Raw genomic sequence first — 18,713 nt, 5'->3', positions numbered from 1 at the left:
AAGCATATAATTACTGCATATTTATAATAATGCAGACAAAAACAATGAACCAACCTACACAAAGGAGTACAAAATGAATCAATCAAATTGTATGGTCGCCCAGTCCGGCGGACCTACTGTTGCTATCAATGCAAGTCTTGCAGGTGTTATTCAGGGTGTTATGGATTCTGATCAGTATAATATCTGCTATGGTGCTGTAAACGGTGTGCTTGGCATACTGAACGAGAATTACCTGAATCTTACCGGTATCGTATCCGAGGACGCCGGAGCAATTGACCGGTTAAAAACGACACCAGCTATGTATCTTGGCTCCTGCCGACACAAACTTCCAAACTACAAGGACGATGATTCTCCTTATGTATTTATTTTCAATCAGTTTGCGAAGCTGCATATCAAAGCTTTTTTCTATATCGGCGGAAACGACTCTATGGATACCGTATTAAAATTATCCGATTATGCAAAAAAAATCAATAGTGATATCCGCATCATCGGTGTACCAAAAACGATTGACAATGATCTGTGTGTAACCGATCATACTCCTGGTTTTGGCTCTGCTGCAAAATATATTGCAACATCACTTCTTGAAATCGCACATGACACGTTCATCTATGCCGTAAAAAGCGTTACCATCGTAGAAATCATGGGACGTGATGCCGGATGGCTTACCGCAGCATCTGCGCTTGCAAGAAATGAATACAATACAGCTCCACACCTTATCTATCTTCCGGAGACTGTATTTGACAAAGAACAGTTTTTAAATGATGTACGCAACATGTTAAAACACCGCAATAATGTCATTGTTGCAGTATCCGAAGGAATCCATGACGCAGACGGCAATTATATTACCGCTTCCAAATCCGCAGTTGATACTTTTGGTCATCAGCAGCTGAGCGGAGCCGGAAAAGCGCTTGAGTTCATGGTAAAAGAAAACATTGGTGTAAAAGTACGTTCTGTAGAAGTCAACGTTCTGCAGAGATGTGCTTCCCACCTTGCTTCCCTGACAGATATTGAGGAAGCCTTTGCCCAGGGACAGAAAGCCGTTTCCCTTGCATCCTCCGGTGTGACAGCTTCCATGGTCACGATCACCAGAACTTCAAACCATCCTTATACTGTAGAATACGGTTATTCTGAGATCTGTGATATTGCAAATGAAGCCAAATCCATTCCAGTTGAGTGGATCAATGAAAAAGGCAATGATGTCAAACCTGAACTGATCGAATATCTTTCCCCTCTGATTCAGGGTGAGGTATCCGTATCCTACAACAATGGTATTCCATCTTATATGAATGTTTCTCATCTGAGCCATTCCTGATTCCATACTGCCGCCGGAACTTCTTCTTTTTGTTCCGGCGGCAATATGATATAATGTATGCGAACGCGCCCGCGAGTCCGGAAAATCGAAGGTTTTTCGGACTTTTGCCGTAGCGGTTAAGCAATATCAGCCGCAGCGGTTAAGAAAATAAAAAGGGAGGTACTTTTACATGAGAATAAAAAAGGATATTCCGCATATCATTGCTTATGTTCTGCTTGGCATTGCGGCAGTCCTGCTGGTTGTATACTTTGCATTCGCAGCATACTTCCACAGCCACTATTACTTTCACACCAGAATTGGTACGTTAAACTGTGGTGGAAAAACTGCAGAATACGTTGAAAAAAGTAATACACAAAACGCAGACGATTATCTTTTAACAGTATACGACAGAGAAAACAACAAATTTCATCTGACCGGAAGTGATTTTGGCTTTCAGTATAATTCTACCGGAGAAGAAGAAAAAATTCTGAAAAACCAAAATCCTTTCCTGTGGCCATCCAGTTTATTCCATCACTCCGATTACACACTCTCCGCATCTACTTCTTATGATGCCGATGCACTGAAAGAACAGATCAGCAAACTGGAATTTATGAGCGCAGATTATATGACTGCACCTACTGACGCACGTATCGAGATTGAGGACGATAATTATGAAATCATTCCGGAAACCATGGGAACAACCACGATTCCAGATGAAGTATTGAAAGAAATTGAAGCTGCCGTCGACAGCCAGGAAACATCTGTAACATTATCGGATGCCTGCTATGAATCCCCGAGCATTCTTTCCACTGATTCCTCACTTCAGGCAACGGCAGACCAGCTTGACAGTTATATGGCTTCTACAATTACATACGACATCGAAGGTGCCGATGAAAAGCTTGCTTCTTCTGACATTCTTAAAATGCTTCAGATTGATGACAATGGAAATGTAACGGTAAACGATGATGCAATCACTTCTTATGTCCAGCATCTTGCAAGTACTTATAATACATATGGTGACAAACGTGAATTCACCACTTCAAAAGGCGATGTTGTTGAGGTTTCGGGTGGTGACTATGGATGGGTCATTGCCAAGACAAAAGAAGCCGAACAGATTAAAAGCGATCTCGCCGGCGGAACACCAGTAGAACGTGAGCCAGTTTATGAGCAGACCGCTGTTGCCCCTGGTCCAAACGATATTGGCAATACTTATGTAGAGCTGGATTATTCAAACCAGCATATGTATTATTACAAAGACGGGAATCTGACTTTCGATTCTGACTTCGTGTCCGGTAAATTAAGCAACGGAAACGGTTCTCCAGATGGTGTGTATAAAATTGTTTACAAACAGAGTCCATCCGTTTTAGTCGGTGAAACCTATCATACTGAGGTCCAGTACTTTGTGCCATTTGCCTATAACGTCGGATTCCATGACGCGACATGGCAGCCAAAATTTGGTGGTGACTGGTATCTGACACATGGTTCCCACGGCTGCATCAATATGGCATTGGATAAAGTTCAGGAATTTTACGGAATGATCGAGGTTGGAACACCGGTAGTTGCCTATTACCGTACTCCGGTTGAACTGACATCGGAAAGCGCACAGATTTCAAACGCAGCATCCTACGTTGATAAAAACGCACAGTAAATAAGAACTATCATAAATCCTGCAGTCTGCTTTGCAGGACGTAAAAAAGCATGAGCCCTTTTCAAAGCTCATGCTTTTTTCATTCTCAGGCAGAGAACTGACTGTTGTACAGGTTCGCATAAAACCCGTTCATAGCAAGCAGTTCTTCATGATTGCCCTGCTCGATAATCTTTCCCTGATTCATCACAAGAATAATATCCGCCTCACGGATCGTTGACAGCCGATGTGCAACAATAAAGCTCGTTCTGCCTTTCATCATCTTTAAAAATGCATTCTGTATACGCATCTCCGTTCTTGTATCGATTGACGATGTCGCCTCATCCAGAATCAGCATCGGTGGCAGACAAAGCATTACACGTGTGATACACAGCAGCTGTTTCTGTCCCTGTGAAAGATTTCCTCCGTCTTCGGTGATCACCGTATCATATCCATCTGGAAGTCTCTTGATAAAACTGTGTGCATGGGAAGCCTTTGCCGCCTCGATCATCTCTTCTTCTGTCGCATCTGGTTTGCCCATAATGATATTTTCACGGATTGTTCCCGCCTTCAGCCATGTTTCCTGAAGCACCATTCCGTAATTCTGGCGCAGACTGTGTCTTGTGATCTGATCGATCTCATAACCGCTGACACGGATCTTACCACTGTTCGCATCATAAAAACGCATCAGAAGATTAATTAACGTCGTCTTTCCACATCCGGTAGGACCGACAATTGCAACTCTCTGTCCCGGTGTAACCTTTAAGTTAAAATCTTCGATCAGCTTCTGTTCCGGAACATAAGAGAAATATACATGTTCGATTTCGACGTGGCCATCTGCCTCCTGCAGTTCCACCGCTTCTGGTGCATCTGGGATCTCGGCTTCTTCCTCAATCAATTCGAAGATTCTCGCAGCACATGCCAGCGCATTCTGAAGTTCTGTGATAACTCCTGAGATTTCATTAAATGGCTTTGTATACTGGTTTGCATAAGTCAGGAAGCAGGAAAGCTGACCAACGGTAATTCCACCGGTAAGGGCGGATAATGCCCCCGTCAGACCGACGGTTGCATATACCAGACTGTTTACAAATCTTGTAGACGGATTCGTGATGCTTGAGAAAAAGATTGCTCTTAATGAACATTTCTGCAGTCTCTGATTGATCTCATCAAATGTTTCCAGAGCTTCATCTTCATGATTAAACGCCTGGACAACTTTCTGATTTCCGATCATTTCCTCAATATGTGCGGTCTGTTCTCCCCTCGTCTTGGACTGGAGCTTAAACATCGCATATGTTTTCTTCGCAATAAAACTTGCCACAAACAGCGATAACGGTGTGATCAGAACAACTGCGCAGGTGATCTTCACATTGATCGTCAGCATAAAAATCAACGTTCCAAGAATTGTTGCCACTCCGGAAAACAACTGCGTAAATCCCATCAGAAGTCCATCCGCAAACGTATCTACATCTGCGATAATACGGCTTACCATATCTCCGTGAGAATGACTGTCTATATATTTCAGAGGAAGCTTCTCGAGTTTTTCAAACGCGTCCTTACGAATATCCTGAACAATGTGATACGTCATCTTATTGTTGCTCATATTCATAAGCCACTGCGCAAGCGCCGTAATTCCAACTACAATTACGCCGCGCCTTAAGATCACAAACATTCCGTCAAAATCAACTTTGCCTTTTGCCAGAATCAGATCGATCGCACGACCAGTCAGAATTGGAAAATACAAAGTCAGTGCAACACTGACTGCTGCAAGTATAATGGAAAATATAAGAAGCGGTAGATAACGTTTCATATAATGCAGCACTTTACGCATGGTTGCCATCTGTCCTGCTTTCTGTTCTTTCTTTTCTCTCATGCTGTCTCACCTGCTTTCAAGTCTTCTTTTTTAAACTGTGATTCGTAGATTTCCCTGTATGTCTCGCAATTTTTCAATAATTCCTCATGTGTTCCAAGTCCGACTGTCTTTCCATCATCCAGTACCAGAATCTGATCTGCAAACTGAATTGAGGAAGTCCTCTGTGAAACAATGAAAATTGTCTTTTCTCCCTGCATATTCCGAAGCGCCGCTCTTAATCTTGCATCCGTTGCGAAATCAAGTGCCGATGCACTGTCATCCAGAATCAGGATGTCTGGATCTTTCACCACCGCTCTTGCAATAGTAAGTCTCTGTTTTTGTCCACCGGAAAGATTTCGTCCATTCTGTTCAATTTCATAATCCAGTCCGCCTTCTTTTCCGGCAACCACATCTGTTGCCTGTGCAATTTCAATCGCACGATTTAACTGTTCATCAGTTGCATCCGGATTACCCCAGAGCAGATTCTCACGGATCGTGCCATGGAACAATACCGCTTTTTGCATTACCATACCGATTTTATCCCGAAGTGATGTCACATCATATTCACGTACGTCTTTTCCATAGATCCGGACCGCACCTTTTGATACATCATAAAACCGCGGAATCAGATTCACGACAGAAGATTTGCCGGAACCGGTGCCTCCGATAATACCGATAGTCTGTCCTCTCATCGCTTTAAAATCAATATCTGTAAGTGCCTCTTCTCCTGCACCTGCATAATTCATGCACACATGGTCAAATTCAACAGCCGGAATTTTGGCGTCTGCCTTCGTCTTTTCTGTATCGGAAGGCTCGGATGCACGGATCTCTTTTGGAATGGAAGGCTGCATATCCATAATCTCAGCAATACGGTTTCCACATGCAATGGATTTCGTAATATTAATGATCAGATTGGCCAGTTTGATCAGTTCCACAAGAATCTGTGACATGTAACTTACCAGTGCAACAACCTCACCCTGTGTAATGATTCCGTCATATACCTGTCCGCCACCGATCCAGATTACCGCAACGATGGAAACATTGATGATAATATAGGTTGCAGGATTCATCAGCGCTGACAATCGTCCAACAACCATCTGAAGGTTCGTCAGTCTGTTATTCTGCTCATTGAAATCCTGTATTTCGTTCTCTTCTTTGTTAAAAGCACGGATAACACGGACACCCTCCAGATTCTCTCTCGTCTTGCCCAGTACACGGTCCAGCGCTGCCTGCACCTTTTTAAACATCGGGATACTGATGACCATAACTCCAAATACGACAATCGAAAGCAATGGAATCGTAACAACAAATACCAGTGCCGCCTTCACATTTACCGTAAAGGACATGATCATCGCACCAAATACAATAAACGGCGACCGAAGGAACAGACGAAGCACCAGATTAACTCCGGACTGTACCTGATTGATGTCGCTGGTCATACGTGTGATCAGTGTCGATGTTCCAACCGTATCCATCTCAGAAAAAGAAAGTGTCTGAATATGTTTAAACAGTTCATAGCGAAGCGTTGTTGAAAATCCAACAGATGCTTTTGCTGCAAAATACTGTGCCGTAATGGAACATGTCAGTCCAATTGTTGCAAGAAGAATCAGCACACAGAACATTCGGAAAATATAGCCCTTATCTCCATGTGCGATTCCCACATCGATAATCCTTGCCATGACAAGCGGCACGATCAGTTCAAATGTAGCCTCCAGCAATTTGAAAAGCGGTCCTAACACACTTTCCAGTTTATAATCTTTTAAATATACAAGCAGCTTTTTCATTCTATCTCAAAACCTCCATTCAGAATCGCATCCATGTATTCAAGCAGGCTTTCCTGCGAAAAAACCTGTCTGGAATCAATTCCACAGGCAATTGCGCCTTCCACATTTTCTTTTCGATCATCAAAAAACAGACTTTCCTCTGCTTTCAGCTGATACTGCTCAAGCAGATATTCATAAATTTCCCGATCTGGCTTGGTCTTATGTATCATATAAGACACAACTGCACCATCAATATCTTTCATAAAATCCGCATCTTTTGTATGTTTCACAAAAAGACTTTCCGGATAGTTGGAAAGAAGATAGATCCCATACCCCTGTTTCTTTAAAAGCCTTAACTTCTCCCATACCTTTGGACGTGATACTTTCATGCCTTCCCCATGTGTAATAAACCAGCGGATATACGCCCCATGCTCCGGATATTTTTTCTCAAATCCACATATAATTTCTTCTTCTGTCATATTCCAGAGATCCATCTCATGCCAGAGCGGATCGTCAAACATTTCATTGCCGACGATCTCCGCGGTTTTCTCATCCAGTCCGTAATCATCCACAAGCATTTCTTTCCACCGGTAATCCAGCAGAACATCTCCCACATCAAAAATAATATTTTTATACTTCTTCATCTTTTTTCTCCATAGTATTCTCTTTCGAAGCTTTAAAATTCTTCAGTGCTTCTGCTTTCTCTGTTGCAGCATTTTTGGCATTCTTCGCTTTTTTACGTATTTCCTGCTCCATGCGTACCAGTCGGCTGCTAAAACCTGAGGTGTGATCTTCATAGTGGAACTCTTTTACACTGTGTAATGCGTGTCTTTGTCCAAGATTCAAAAGTCTTGTCATAGACTCCACAGCAGCATTGGTAAGCTCCTCCTTTTTCTCTGCGGCACTGGCTGTAAACTCGTCTTTCCGCTCCATGGCAAGCAGTTTTTTCTCATTCAGATTGTCTTCCAGATTGGAATATAATTCTTCCATCTGTTTGTTCACCTGTGCTTCAATTGCCTGAAGATTCTGCGTCAGGCTGGTAAGTGCGCTTACCGTAAGTGCAGTATCCGCCGCAAACACCGCCATGAGCAATAGCGCAAGGATCTCCATGGCAAGCGGCGACAGAAAGCCCGTCGTATGCTGTGCAAACGGAAGGATCACATGTACAACCAGAAGCCCGGCCAGACCAAACCCAATAGATGCTGGAAGGCATACTCTTCCGTGAATGTTAAATTTCACATTACTGTAATCCCACCAGATTGCATGAAACAGTTTTTCAAGTACCCAGGAAGTAACATATTCCAGAATAATACTTCCGAAAAAACATACCAGAAAGATTTTCAGGTTCGACATCTTTGGAAGTGCCACGCCTGAACACACAATAGAAGCTGCAACCGCACCAACGCCATAAATCGGACAGATCGGGCCAAACAAAAAGCCTCTGTTCTGCCAATGATGTTTATTCAGTGTACAATATATTGTTTCGTACACCCAACCCATAAAACTGAATAATATAAACCATATAAAATACTTACTTACAACCATAACTTCTCTCCTGTTTCCCTTTACTCTAATTTTATAATTATATCAATTTTCCATTTTTTTCTCCACCTTTTGGGTCAAAAAAAACTGCGATACATGTCATCCATGTACCGCAGTTTTTTCTGTTCTAGTGACAGCCGCCACCACAGTTCTTGCAGTCGCCACCGCAGGAAATCGATTTACCGTTCTTCTTTGCTTTCACCATGCTTCGAATAATCAAAAACACAATCAACCCGAGAACAACGAGTACAATAAAAGTTCCCATTGGCCGCTCCTTTCACCTTTTATTTCTCTATCAATAGCTTACGTTTCTGATTCATTAGTTAGTATACACTAACTTATATTAGATGTCAATCACGTTTTTCGCAGGATTTAGAGAAATTTTATTAACTAATCCCCTATATATCCTTGGCACATTTTCCAATCTTATGGTATACTCTTATTATATATTTACATAGAATACTTATTTCGCAGTTTTTCACCGGATGATAATGTCTGCTTTTTACAAAAAGCTGCGTGATTTGCACTATATATTGGGAGGTTACAACTATGGTCAACAATGAATCAGCTGAAAATTATCTTGAAACTATCCTCATCCTGAGTAAGAGGCTTCCGGTCGTTCGTTCTGTCGATGTTGCAAATGAACTTGGTTTCAAGAAATCAAGTGTCAGCATCGCAATGAAAAACCTTCGCGAAAAGGGACATATTACAGTAAGTGATGCTGGATTTATTTTCTTAACAGATACCGGACGTGCAATCGCAGATATGATCTATGAACGTCATGAATCCATTACTGCTTTTTTTGTTTCTCTGGGCGTTCCAGAAGCAATTGCAGCAGAAGATGCATGTCGTATCGAACATGTCATCAGCCCGGAAAGTTTTTCCGCATTAAAGAATTACCTGAAAAAACAGAACACAATTTAATACTATGATGAAAAACCGGGCACAATGCCCGGTTTTTTTGTTCATATTTCTATAGCAAATTATATCACCGGTTCCAACCATACTTTCATGGATCCACCGCACACCATGCCATCATCTTCTGAAATATCTCCAGTCATATCCACAGATACCAGCTTCGGTTTTCCACTTTGTAACACTTCCCTGGCTTCCGTAAGTACCGCATTTTCTCCGCAACCTCCGCCTACAGTTCCCGCAGTTCTTCCCAGAAGATTACAGCACATAACGGATCCTGTTCTGGCAGGGACGGATCCCTTTGTATCAACAATCACCGCGATCACACGTTTTCCAAGTTCTGCGTGGTCTGTTACAGAAAGCAGATCCTGAAAAATTGCTTCCTCATAATTAGTCTGCACAAGAAACTGCTCTTCTTTTGATCTTCTGTTTCGCTTCTGGATCAGTTCTGCAAGAATTGCCACTGCGATCTCCTGTGGTGTCTGCGCGCCGATATCCAGGCCGATCGGGGTACAAACCTGTTCTAAAAAGGCTGGAGAAACTCCTTCCTCCTCCCTGAGCAGCCGAAACAGTTCCTGCACTCTTCTTCTTGAACCTACCTGGCCGATATAATAAGGACGGATTCCTTTTGATAACTGCAAAAGGCATTCTTTGTCCCAGCGGTGTCCTCTCGTCAGTATCGCCACATAATCATATTCAGAGATTTCAAGTTTCCGGATTGCAGAAACAAATCCATCGCAAACGATCCGTGATGCATCCGGGAATCTCTGTGCATTGGCAAAATCCGGTCTGTCATCTACAACCGTCACATCAAAATCCAGCCTGGCTGCAAAATGACATAACGCACCTGCAATATGTCCTCCTCCTAAAAGAATCAGTCTCTGATGTGGAATAAACCGCCGGATAACGGTCTTCTCGTCCGTTTGTATCACCCAGTCTGCCTCCTGATTCTGCCTGAGCCGGTTATATATTTTCTGTATCTCATCTATTCTCATATTCGTACATTCCTTTTTCACACAATGATCAATGCATATTTTCCAATTTTATTATAATTGTCACGGAATACCTCCATATCCACTGTCGTTTTTCCCTGCATTGGATCGTAAATCGTAACACTCGAAGCTCCCTGATCAAACCCGCCAAGCATCACACAATGCTCATTCGAATACCAGCGGTAAGTCCTTCCATTGTAACTGATCTCCGAGTCCGAATACTTTGGATCCGAATAATCAATCGTTGTCCACACGACAACCGGAATTCCATCTGCAATATATTCAAGCAGATCTTCTATCTCCATTCCTGTGACATCATACGCTTTATGCGGGTATCCTTTGCTTTTCAAAAAATCGTTTGCAGTATCACAAAGTCCAGGGGGAAAAATACCTGCACCATTTTCCGAAAACGGATCTCCGGCATATCCCAGTACATAATTCTCATCATTATGAATCAGCCAGTCACTTGCGATTGCCGTCTTATCCAGATCAAATCCATAGCTGTTTAATGCCATAGTGAGTGCAACACTCTCACATCCTGTCGGAAGTTCCGGCATCTGAAGTATCGGTGTCGTATTAATTTGTGCATTATTGATCAACGGCATCGATTCGTCTGTCTCTTTCACTGCTGCTTCCCTTTTTATATGGATCTCAGGAAGCATTCCACCTGCTTTCAGCACAAAAAGCAGCACCAGAACCGAAGCCAGTAAGATCAGCAGTTGTTTACGCATAGCTGCCTCTGCTGCCCCTTTCCGCTAATTTATTCGTCCAATTCCGTCTGTACTTTCTTCTGTATCCTCATCCGGACCGCTGCCTCAAACAGTTTAAGAAGTGTATCTTTCAATGCCGCCTTGCTCTCCGGTTCAAGCCCTTCCATCGCTTTCCAGAGTTCTAACAGCTGTCCGAATTTAATCTTTCCAAGCTGATCCAGATCTGTGATCTGGGCATTCTCAAGGATTCCAAACAAAGCTTCCACAAACTGGTGTCTCTGCTCATCGTTCAGTCCCCCGATCCAGCTCTTTAATGTGCGATCCAGATATATACTATCCTCTTCCAGATCATCCATATGTACAAAAGCAGGACCTTTTACTTCCCATGAAAACGCGTCATGCTGCATCAGTCCGGTATTGGAGCTCTGAATGATCTCCATATCCTCCTCATGTTCCAAAAGCATTCCAACCACAGATGACTGTGGCAGAATCGTATGAATCCGGTTCATGACCGCCTGATACCCATCCTCGCATATCATTTTACGTGTAAATCCCGGCCCGTCATTATTATAAACTGCAATCAGCCGGTTCTGTATCGAACGTTTTGCACACATCGCTGCATAAACTGCCAGATTGCCACCTTTGGAATGCCCCCCGAATCTCAGTTTGTTTTTGTAAAAAGGAACCGTCTCCTGCACATATCTTACTGCCTTCTGCTGTCCCGGAGTCTCCGTCAGATAACTCATATTGAAGTTTTCTTTCCAGCCGACCACCGTATTATCTGTTCCACTGAACGAAAGGAACACACTTCCATCATCCAGGTCAATCTTCACAGCAGAAAACTGGGATTCCTCTTCCACACTGATATCCTCAACATACTTGGAAAGATAGCAGTTTTTAAATCGCTCGGATTCCATCATCGCCTTCAAAAGAAACGATGCACTTTTCTTCAGTCGTGGCATGGCATTCACGATCTCTATCGGATATTTATGAAAATACCGCTGTCCGGCTTCTGCAACCGTAACCTTCGAATCCCGGTCGATTCCCGGAACTACTCCCTCCAGATCCAGATAAATGATCTGCGTCAGAATCAGGTTATCCACTTCATTAAACGGAGCCTTATGAAAATCCAGATCTCCGCGCCACTCCAGATAGTCCATCATATTTGCCATACTTCTCACCGACCTTTCTATTTTTTATTATAATCGAAAGTATCGTAAAATGCATCCTGCAAAATGGTTTCTTAACCTCCAAGACCTACGATATTTTCAAAAGACCGGTACAGATTCAGCTTTCCATATCCCCATATAGTGTTTGGATAATTAAGATCCTGATTTTTTGTACATCCGCGTATCAGCATATTTTTCAGTTCTACCGAATTCATAGATGGTTCTTTGCCTCGTACAACGCCCCATTCCATCACCTGTGCGCAGGCGCCCGCTGTAATTGCAGCCGCAATGCTCGTTCCCGAATTTTCCACATAATTGTTCCTTAGTCCTGCCCCCTGTACTCGAACAGCCGGTGCCGTAAAATCCGGTTTTACAAGTCCATCTGCGGTAAATCCTCTTCCGGAATCAATAAAAATCCCTCCGCTTCTGTGATCGTATCCACCTACGCTGATTGGAATCCTTGCCGAAGACGGAATCGTAAGCGTTGTGTCCGGATTTGGTTCTAAAAAGAACACATCATGCTCTAACATTCCACTCATTGGAAGCCACATATGAAACGATCCGGTCACAACATTCTCCGGATAAACATTAATCTGCCATATTCCTTTTGCCGCATTTTTAAACTGGATATAAATCAGCTGATCGGCACGATTTCTGCCAACGATGCGATAATCGATGCTGATCTGTGTATTTTCCAATACAAAATCATAGTCCTGATGTCCGCTGCTTCTTGGAATGATCTTTGGCACCAGTTCACCCGTCGGAGAACGAAGTGCTACCGCAAGGATCTCCGGTGCATACGCCCACATTTCCACATAAAAACCTTTCATGTCCTCTTCCACATTGATTTCTACAACCTTTGGCTGGTTCACTTCCAATGCCCTTCCCAGATAATGATGTCTTGCATTGGCCTCATTCCCGGTTGCAACTACGATCGCCCGTTTTCGGAATGCCCCAACTTCATTCAGATAATCAGATAACACACTGGTTCCCGAATGACTCCCATTATTGGTACCGATTCCAATACAGATCACAAGCGGCTGATTTCTTGCATTTGCATATGCATTCATCCACGAGACTGCTGCCATTATATCGTTTTCCTGAAAAGCAGTGGCATTCTGCGGAATAAAATAAAAATCCTTCAGATACTGTTTTGCTTCCTTCAGTTTCACAACCAGAATATCAGAAAGCGGTGCTGCTCCTGTAAAATCGGATACTGGATCTGCGCTGCCACACGCGATACCCGCAAGATAAGTTCCATGTCCATTTGTGTCCGTCTCCGGCACGATCACAGATGGATCGTCCGAACGAAGTGCTTCATTGATCTGCTCCTCATCGTACTGTGCCCCATAATCAAAACCAGCTGGCGTATCCCCCGCCAGCTGTGTCTGATCCCATATGGAAAGAATACGAGTCGAACCATCTGACTTACGGAATGCCGGGTGTGTATAATCGATTCCGGTATCCAAAAAGCCGACAATAACCCCGTTTCCTTTCAGGGCAAGTGCCGGCTGATTTTGTACTCGAAGAATCCCACTGCTCTCAAGTGCACCACTGTCAAGCAGTCCAAAGCACTTTGGAATCGCAGAAAATGTAAAATCCATTACGGAAAGCTGTGGAACCCCTCCTCGGTAATAGTACCAGATCTCGTATTTTTCGCTGATCCTCTGCGTACAGTCTGGTAAGATGTTCGGTTTCTCCATCTCATCCATTGCAACCAGAAGATCCATATATTCATTTGATTGTATGATCTCATTGCATGTCATACTGCCTACCCATCATATCTGCCGTTTAACTCATCTTATGCAGCGTATACAGTTGTTATTCATGCCAGGGCGTAAATCGGAATCCTGGCGTTCGTAAGATTATGTCAGAAGTGGATTTCAGTCATTTTCCAAGTATGAAGCGAAAGTTGATTCAGAAATTTTCAGTTTCATCGGACATTCTCCGTAAACAACAAAAAATCGACATTACACCGCATCCTTTACGGATTTCATCTTGGAAAACAACAGATTCTCCGTAGCGAAAAGAAAATTCTAAATTACACCGTCAAATAGTAAAAAAATGGCGGTGTAATCACCAGGAAATGGCGATTTACGGAGAAAATGCCAGATTTCCTATACATTACGGTCATAAAATTAGGCGTAGCGGAGAGAAAATTCGCTATTACGGAGAAAACACCTAAATATGCCAAAAAGGAGTCCGAAGACTCCTTTTGACAATTTCATAATTATTTTTACTGTAACAGAGAAAGTACACCCTGAGTAGACTGATTAGCCTGTGCAAGCATAGACTGTCCAGCCTGTGCAAGAATGTTATTCTTGCTGTAGTTGACCATCTCTTCTGCCATATCGGTATCACGGATACGAGACTCAGCAGAGGTTGTGTTCTCAACAACGTTATCCAAGTTGCTGATTGTGTGCTCAAGTCTATTCTGAACAGCACCGAGGGCAGAACGCTGGGAAGAAACCTTCTTAATTGCGTCAGAAATTGTGTTTACAGCAGAGTCTGCGTTGGTAGAATCCTTACCTGTAACTTTTACACCGCTTATACCAATTCCTTTTGCACTCATGCTCTCCATTGTAACATCAATCTTATTCTCTTTGGATGTCTCAGCTCCAACCTGGAAGCTTAAGATTAATGCTTTCGTGTTATTGCTTAATGATGATGTGCCTGTTGCACTAATTGCAAGTTTTGCTGTTACTGTAGCACCTACAGTCATATTATCCAGATTTCCTGTATATGTACCAGAAATATCTGCATTAGTTGTTTCCTGAGTTAAAGTTTTTGAAATAGTTGCACTGTCTCCAGCTTGTGCTGCATTTTCTGTTTTAATTCCATATGCAGTCTCAATATCAGCCTTTGCTTTTGTATCTACAGTTCCATCAGCCAATGTAACCGTTGTATTTGTTCCATCTGTTGTGACCCCAACAACTTTAGCTGCTAGAGCAGCATTCGCAATCGAAAATTTTGTCTTATCACTTGATTGCATTCCAACAGTACCTAATGTAACATCAGCATTATCCTTCAATTCAGCAGCTGTTGCAGCCTTTGCTTTTACCGTAAGTCCATCAACAGTTCCAAGCACAGCTCCAGCTTTAAAAGTTCTCTTATTACCATTTGATGTATCATCACCTTTTAACAGATAAGTCTCATTGAACTTGGTCGTCTCAGAAACACGATCAATCTCAGTGGTAAGCTGATCGATCTCATCCTGAACATTCTGACGGTCATCCTCAGACATTGTTCCGTTTCCAGCTTTTACAGCCAGTTCATTCATACGCTGTAACATGGAATGTACTTCAGTTAAAGCACCTTCGGCTGTCTGTACGCAGGAAATGCCATCCTGTGCATTATCAGATGCCTGTGACAGACCACGGATCTGTTTTCTCATTTTTTCGGAAATTGATAATCCTGCTGCATCGTCTGCTGCACGGTTAATTCTGTATCCGGAAGATAACTTCTCTGTGGATTTTGCCTGTGCGCTTGTTGTTACTCCTAACATTCTGTTGGCATTCATTGCCTGCATATTGTGTTGTACTACCATTTTATTTACCTCCATGTGATAAAAAATATTGTTTTGGGAATCCGTTCCCTTTTGTATAATAAAATCCAGTCCCTAGGTTAACCGGATATTATTACCGTCTGTTGTCTACGGTATAAATGCGCTTTTTTCCAGGCGCATCTGTGCGTGGGTGCTCCGCCTCCCCGGAGGCAGCCTGCTTCTCTCGTCTCAAGATTCCTGCAATCTGCTTTTGTGCTTCCTCAGAAATTCCTTTCTCGCGATAATAGTGCGTTTTATCTTTTGTACCGGTTGCGCTGCTTCTTGCGATATTGTACTCACGCGGTGCATCGACAAGCAGATGAATATTGTTTGACGATCCTCCGGAAAATATAATGCGGATGTCCTCACCGATATCGATATATTCTCCCGGTTTTAATGACAATTTCAGCATAAGAACCTCCCTGTTTTCGATGTATTTTTCCATAAATACTGTGTATACTAGCTTTAATTGCCAGCCGTCATATTTATGTGCAGGTAACATAATGTATATTGTGTTACCTCTGCTTTTCATATGGGTTTTGTTCCTTCCCCCGGACAATAAAGGTGACTACAGACACACATTGCGAAATACCTCGTCTCTGTCGTCCTGTTCAATTCCTAAATATCGTTTGGTAATTCGGTAAGATGAGTGATGGTAGATATCCATCAGAAGTACCGGAGATGTTCCCTGCTTCCATGCATGGTAGCCAAAGGTTTTTCTTAAAGAATGTGGGCTGATCACGCCCTTAAGATTACAGGCCTCTGCCGCTTTTCGTATAATGCGGTATGCCTGCACCCGTGAGATTGGTTTCTTTGTTTTTCCTGGAAACAGATATTCCTGTCCGGTGAGTGGCTGATCTGTCTTGGCAGCGCACTCTTTTTTATACGTAGAAAGCGCATTTTTGATATGCTCATTCATATAGATGCTGGAGGCTTTCCCTGTTTTGGCTTCGATCAGTAAAATATGATCTTTCCATATCCCGCTTCCCGGATCATACACATCCCGCCAGCGTAGTGATAAAAGATCTGATATACGAAGTGCCGTATTTAAGCCCATGACAATGAGCAGCCGGTTTCTTGGATGGGGCTGCACTTTCTTATAATAATTCATAAATTGTTCCAGTTCCTGTTTTGTTCTGATTGGCTGTGAAGTATTCATTTTTTTCTCCTTAAAATAATGAATTTCTGGCAAATTGTCATACTTTTTGGTTACATTTTAAATGTTTTCCCTAAATTCCAGAATTTTCAACCCATGTTATTCTTATTTCCCCATATTTTTTGAAATAAAAATTTTTAAAACAAAGGGTTAAGTATTTCATCACACAGCCGATATATAAAATGAAGCAGAGGTAACACAATATACATTGTGTTACCTCTGCTTCATTGTTTTCTGATTCTTCTATATAACTTATTACTTCCTGCATGCAGCACAACTCTGATGCTATATGCTATCTGCATTCCCCTGATCCACACTACATCTTAGAGCGAACCGCCCAGCGCATTTTGGTGGAACGTGCTCTTCCGTTCTGTGCACACTCCTGCGCTGTCGGTCGGATCACATCCCTGGCATAATCGGAATAAATTCCGGCTTTATATCCGGCTTTTAATGCCTGTTTCACCAGCTTGTCCTCTCCGGAATGGAATGTCAGAATTGCCACTCTTCCACCTGGTCTGAGTGCATTCGGAAGCTTCTCCATAAACTCATACAGCACTTCAAATTCACGGTTGACATCAATCCGAAGCGCCTGAAACGTCCTCTGGCAGGTCTTTTTGATAGTATCCTTCTTCTCTTTCTCTGGAAGAAAATCAAGTGTTTTTTCAATGACTTCCCGCAGCTTTGTTGTCGTATCGATCCGGTTTCCTTTCCGCATCTCATCCGTGATCGCCTTCGCAAGCTCTTCACAATAGGGTTCATCCGAATTCTCATAAAGCATTCCAGCAAGTTCTTCCCTTGATATCGTATCCAGTCTCTCTGCCGCACTGATTCCCTTTTCCTGATTCAGTCTGAGATCAAGAGGCCCATCCACTTTAAAAGAAAAACCACGCTTGGGATTATCGATCTGCATTGAAGACACGCCCAGATCCGCCAGAATAAAATCAAATCCACCGGTCTCTTTTGCAATCTCATCGATCGTGCAGAAATTCTGCAGACGAATGCTTAAAATATCCTCTCCATACCCCTGGTCTTCCAGACGCTTTTTCGTCTTCTGTGATTCTACCGGATCTACATCTGTCGCATAAATGTACCCATTTCCCTGAAGTTTTTCAAGCATCGCCTTGGTATGTCCTCCATAGCCAAGCGTAGCGTCAAAACCGATCTGTCCCGGCTGGATATCAAGAAAATCCAGAATTTCGTTGACCATGATTGAAATATGCATGCCAGCCGGTGTATTTCCTTTGCTGATTACATGCTCAATGGTATCTTTATACTTTTCGGGCTGTAGTTCTTTATATTTTTCTTCAAATTTTTTTGGATATTTTCCTTTATAACGGACACGACGTTTGTGTGGTGTCTGTGTTTCCTTTTCCATATTGTTCTCCTTTTCCTGATATGTATAATTGACATTTTCCATATGATTGTATACTATATTGTTAGTTTATTCTAACCATTTATACGGAGGTATTACATATGGAATTACAAACTGTATTCGAAACCAGAAGAAGCGTCAGATCTTATGACGAACAGAAAACGGTTTCCAAAGAGCAGATCAAAGAACTCGTGGAAGCCGGAATCCAGGCTCCATCCTGGAAGAACTCCCAGACCGCAAGATACTACTGTGTTCTGGACGACACCTTAAAAGAACAGTTCCGCAAAGAATGTCTGCCGGAATTCAACGCAAACAGCTCCGCCGGTGCCGCACTTGTCGTTACGACCTTTGTTGCAAACCGTTCGGGATTTGACCGGAGTGGAACACCAGACAATGAAGGTGGAAACGGTTGGGGATATTATGATCTCGGACTCCACAATGAAAACTTTCTTTTAAAAGCAGCCGAACTTGGCCTGGATACACTGGTAATGGGAATCCGTGACGCAGACAAGATCCGCACTATGCTTCAGATCCCTGAAACTGAGATCATCGTGGCTGTTATCGCTGTCGGTTACGGAAAGGATCATCCTGCGAAACCAAAACGCAAACAGCCGGATGATATTCTCAAATTCTACTAATTCGTCTTGTGCAATGTACAGATTGTTTCTGCATGCGTCGTCACCACTATTGAAACACATATCCTCTACCTCGTGTCCCGAAAAAGAACACATATCATTATCATTCAACAAATCGTGTTTATCGCTCATTTTAAACTCCTCCTTGTTG

At 42.8% G+C, this 18,713-nt stretch carries 17 protein-coding genes; 4 read left to right on the top strand and 13 right to left on the bottom strand.

Annotated elements, in window-relative coordinates:
• The first annotated feature begins 73 nt into the window (after window positions 1–73).
• Window positions 74–1,312, top strand: a complete 1,239-nt coding sequence (locus FYJ75_RS06625) for a 6-phosphofructokinase (protein WP_154429682.1) — start codon at window positions 74–76, stop codon at window positions 1,310–1,312.
• 169 nt (window positions 1,313–1,481) lie between these two features.
• A complete protein-coding gene (locus tag FYJ75_RS06620) occupies window positions 1,482–2,939 on the top strand; it encodes a L,D-transpeptidase family protein (RefSeq protein ID WP_154429681.1) in 1,458 nt (485 codons plus the stop codon).
• 85 nt (window positions 2,940–3,024) lie between these two features.
• Here FYJ75_RS06620 and FYJ75_RS06615 read toward each other — a convergent pair whose 3' ends face one another.
• The 5 genes from FYJ75_RS06615 to FYJ75_RS06595 form a co-directional block, all read right to left on the bottom strand.
• Window positions 3,025–4,785: an ABC transporter ATP-binding protein gene (locus tag FYJ75_RS06615; protein WP_154429680.1), complete on the bottom strand. Its 1,761-nt coding sequence runs from the start codon at window positions 4,783–4,785 to the stop codon at window positions 3,025–3,027.
• A complete protein-coding gene (locus tag FYJ75_RS06610) occupies window positions 4,782–6,548 on the bottom strand; it encodes an ABC transporter ATP-binding protein (protein ID WP_154429679.1) in 1,767 nt (588 codons plus the stop codon). The genes FYJ75_RS06615 and FYJ75_RS06610 overlap by 4 nt, the downstream gene beginning before the upstream one ends.
• A complete protein-coding gene (locus tag FYJ75_RS06605) occupies window positions 6,545–7,171 on the bottom strand; it encodes an HAD family hydrolase (protein ID WP_154429678.1) in 627 nt (208 codons plus the stop codon). The genes FYJ75_RS06610 and FYJ75_RS06605 overlap by 4 nt, the downstream gene beginning before the upstream one ends.
• Complete coding sequence (locus FYJ75_RS06600) at window positions 7,158–8,072, bottom strand: putative ABC transporter permease (RefSeq protein ID WP_154429677.1); 915 nt, start codon at window positions 8,070–8,072, stop codon at window positions 7,158–7,160. The genes FYJ75_RS06605 and FYJ75_RS06600 overlap by 14 nt, the downstream gene beginning before the upstream one ends.
• Window positions 8,073–8,196: 124 nt before the next feature.
• Window positions 8,197–8,334, bottom strand: coding sequence for a FeoB-associated Cys-rich membrane protein (locus FYJ75_RS06595; protein ID WP_154429676.1), 138 nt, complete (start codon window positions 8,332–8,334; stop codon window positions 8,197–8,199).
• Window positions 8,335–8,618: 284 nt separating this feature from the next.
• On the opposite strand from FYJ75_RS06595, the gene FYJ75_RS06590 reads away from it, so the two are divergent.
• The gene (locus FYJ75_RS06590; RefSeq protein ID WP_154429675.1) at window positions 8,619–8,993 is read left to right on the top strand and encodes a metal-dependent transcriptional regulator; all 375 of its coding nucleotides are present in this window, start codon (window positions 8,619–8,621) and stop codon (window positions 8,991–8,993) included.
• A gap of 59 nt (window positions 8,994–9,052) precedes the next feature.
• Here FYJ75_RS06590 and FYJ75_RS06585 read toward each other — a convergent pair whose 3' ends face one another.
• The 8 genes from FYJ75_RS06585 to rsmH all read right to left on the bottom strand — a co-directional run bounded on the left by FYJ75_RS06585 (window position 9,053) and on the right by rsmH (window position 17,930).
• Complete coding sequence (locus tag FYJ75_RS06585; protein ID WP_154429674.1) at window positions 9,053–9,979, bottom strand: XdhC/CoxI family protein; 927 nt, start codon at window positions 9,977–9,979, stop codon at window positions 9,053–9,055.
• A 17-nt stretch (window positions 9,980–9,996) separates the two neighbouring features.
• The gene (locus tag FYJ75_RS06580) at window positions 9,997–10,707 is read right to left on the bottom strand and encodes a C39 family peptidase (RefSeq protein WP_154429673.1); all 711 of its coding nucleotides are present in this window, start codon (window positions 10,705–10,707) and stop codon (window positions 9,997–9,999) included.
• 29 nt (window positions 10,708–10,736) lie between these two features.
• The gene (locus FYJ75_RS06575) at window positions 10,737–11,858 is read right to left on the bottom strand and encodes a DUF2974 domain-containing protein (protein WP_154429672.1); all 1,122 of its coding nucleotides are present in this window, start codon (window positions 11,856–11,858) and stop codon (window positions 10,737–10,739) included.
• 71 nt (window positions 11,859–11,929) lie between these two features.
• Window positions 11,930–13,621 (bottom strand): S8 family peptidase, encoded by a 1,692-nt coding sequence (locus FYJ75_RS06570; RefSeq protein WP_154429671.1) that lies wholly within the window; start codon window positions 13,619–13,621, stop codon window positions 11,930–11,932.
• A 470-nt stretch (window positions 13,622–14,091) separates the two neighbouring features.
• Complete coding sequence (locus tag FYJ75_RS06565) at window positions 14,092–15,402, bottom strand: flagellin N-terminal helical domain-containing protein (RefSeq protein WP_154429670.1); 1,311 nt, start codon at window positions 15,400–15,402, stop codon at window positions 14,092–14,094.
• Window positions 15,403–15,493: 91 nt separating this feature from the next.
• The gene (locus FYJ75_RS06560) at window positions 15,494–15,811 is read right to left on the bottom strand and encodes a carbon storage regulator (RefSeq protein ID WP_154429669.1); all 318 of its coding nucleotides are present in this window, start codon (window positions 15,809–15,811) and stop codon (window positions 15,494–15,496) included.
• Between the two features lie 156 nt (window positions 15,812–15,967).
• Window positions 15,968–16,558, bottom strand: a complete 591-nt coding sequence (locus tag FYJ75_RS06555) for a tyrosine-type recombinase/integrase (RefSeq protein ID WP_154429668.1) — start codon at window positions 16,556–16,558, stop codon at window positions 15,968–15,970.
• A gap of 313 nt (window positions 16,559–16,871) precedes the next feature.
• Complete coding sequence (gene rsmH, locus FYJ75_RS06550; RefSeq protein ID WP_154429667.1) at window positions 16,872–17,930, bottom strand: 16S rRNA (cytosine(1402)-N(4))-methyltransferase RsmH; 1,059 nt, start codon at window positions 17,928–17,930, stop codon at window positions 16,872–16,874.
• A 98-nt stretch (window positions 17,931–18,028) separates the two neighbouring features.
• Between rsmH and FYJ75_RS06545 the strand changes: the two genes are divergently transcribed.
• A complete protein-coding gene (locus FYJ75_RS06545; protein WP_154429666.1) occupies window positions 18,029–18,565 on the top strand; it encodes a nitroreductase family protein in 537 nt (178 codons plus the stop codon).
• The last annotated feature ends 148 nt before the right edge of the window (window positions 18,566–18,713 follow it).

The organism is Roseburia porci (assembly GCF_009695765.1).
GTDB classification, from domain to species: domain Bacteria; phylum Bacillota; class Clostridia; order Lachnospirales; family Lachnospiraceae; genus Roseburia; species Roseburia porci.
Note: the sequence above shows the minus strand (reverse complement) of the source record. Positions and strands in the feature narration are given on the sequence as shown.

Excerpts from the sequence above, each read along its gene's own strand:
- FYJ75_RS06580 (WP_154429673.1), bottom strand. The coding sequence starts at position 10,707 with ATGCGTAAACAACTGCTGATCTTACTGGCTTCGGTTCTGGTGCTGCTT.
- FYJ75_RS06565 (WP_154429670.1), bottom strand. The coding sequence starts at position 15,402 with ATGGTAGTACAACACAATATGCAGGCAATGAATGCCAACAGAATGTTA.
- FYJ75_RS06595 (WP_154429676.1), bottom strand. The coding sequence starts at position 8,334 with ATGGGAACTTTTATTGTACTCGTTGTTCTCGGGTTGATTGTGTTTTTG.
- FYJ75_RS06610 (WP_154429679.1), bottom strand. The coding sequence starts at position 6,548 with ATGAAAAAGCTGCTTGTATATTTAAAAGATTATAAACTGGAAAGTGTG.
- FYJ75_RS06605 (WP_154429678.1), bottom strand. The coding sequence starts at position 7,171 with ATGAAGAAGTATAAAAATATTATTTTTGATGTGGGAGATGTTCTGCTG.
- FYJ75_RS06620 (WP_154429681.1), top strand. The coding sequence starts at position 1,482 with ATGAGAATAAAAAAGGATATTCCGCATATCATTGCTTATGTTCTGCTT.
- FYJ75_RS06585 (WP_154429674.1), bottom strand. The coding sequence starts at position 9,979 with ATGAGAATAGATGAGATACAGAAAATATATAACCGGCTCAGGCAGAAT.
- rsmH (WP_154429667.1), bottom strand. The coding sequence starts at position 17,930 with ATGGAAAAGGAAACACAGACACCACACAAACGTCGTGTCCGTTATAAA.
- FYJ75_RS06570 (WP_154429671.1), bottom strand. The coding sequence starts at position 13,621 with ATGACATGCAATGAGATCATACAATCAAATGAATATATGGATCTTCTG.
- FYJ75_RS06600 (WP_154429677.1), bottom strand. The coding sequence starts at position 8,072 with ATGGTTGTAAGTAAGTATTTTATATGGTTTATATTATTCAGTTTTATG.
- FYJ75_RS06590 (WP_154429675.1), top strand. The coding sequence starts at position 8,619 with ATGGTCAACAATGAATCAGCTGAAAATTATCTTGAAACTATCCTCATC.
- FYJ75_RS06545 (WP_154429666.1), top strand. The coding sequence starts at position 18,029 with ATGGAATTACAAACTGTATTCGAAACCAGAAGAAGCGTCAGATCTTAT.
- FYJ75_RS06575 (WP_154429672.1), bottom strand. The coding sequence starts at position 11,858 with ATGGCAAATATGATGGACTATCTGGAGTGGCGCGGAGATCTGGATTTT.
- FYJ75_RS06615 (WP_154429680.1), bottom strand. The coding sequence starts at position 4,785 with ATGAGAGAAAAGAAAGAACAGAAAGCAGGACAGATGGCAACCATGCGT.
- FYJ75_RS06625 (WP_154429682.1), top strand. The coding sequence starts at position 74 with ATGAATCAATCAAATTGTATGGTCGCCCAGTCCGGCGGACCTACTGTT.
- FYJ75_RS06560 (WP_154429669.1), bottom strand. The coding sequence starts at position 15,811 with ATGCTGAAATTGTCATTAAAACCGGGAGAATATATCGATATCGGTGAG.
- FYJ75_RS06555 (WP_154429668.1), bottom strand. The coding sequence starts at position 16,558 with ATGAATACTTCACAGCCAATCAGAACAAAACAGGAACTGGAACAATTT.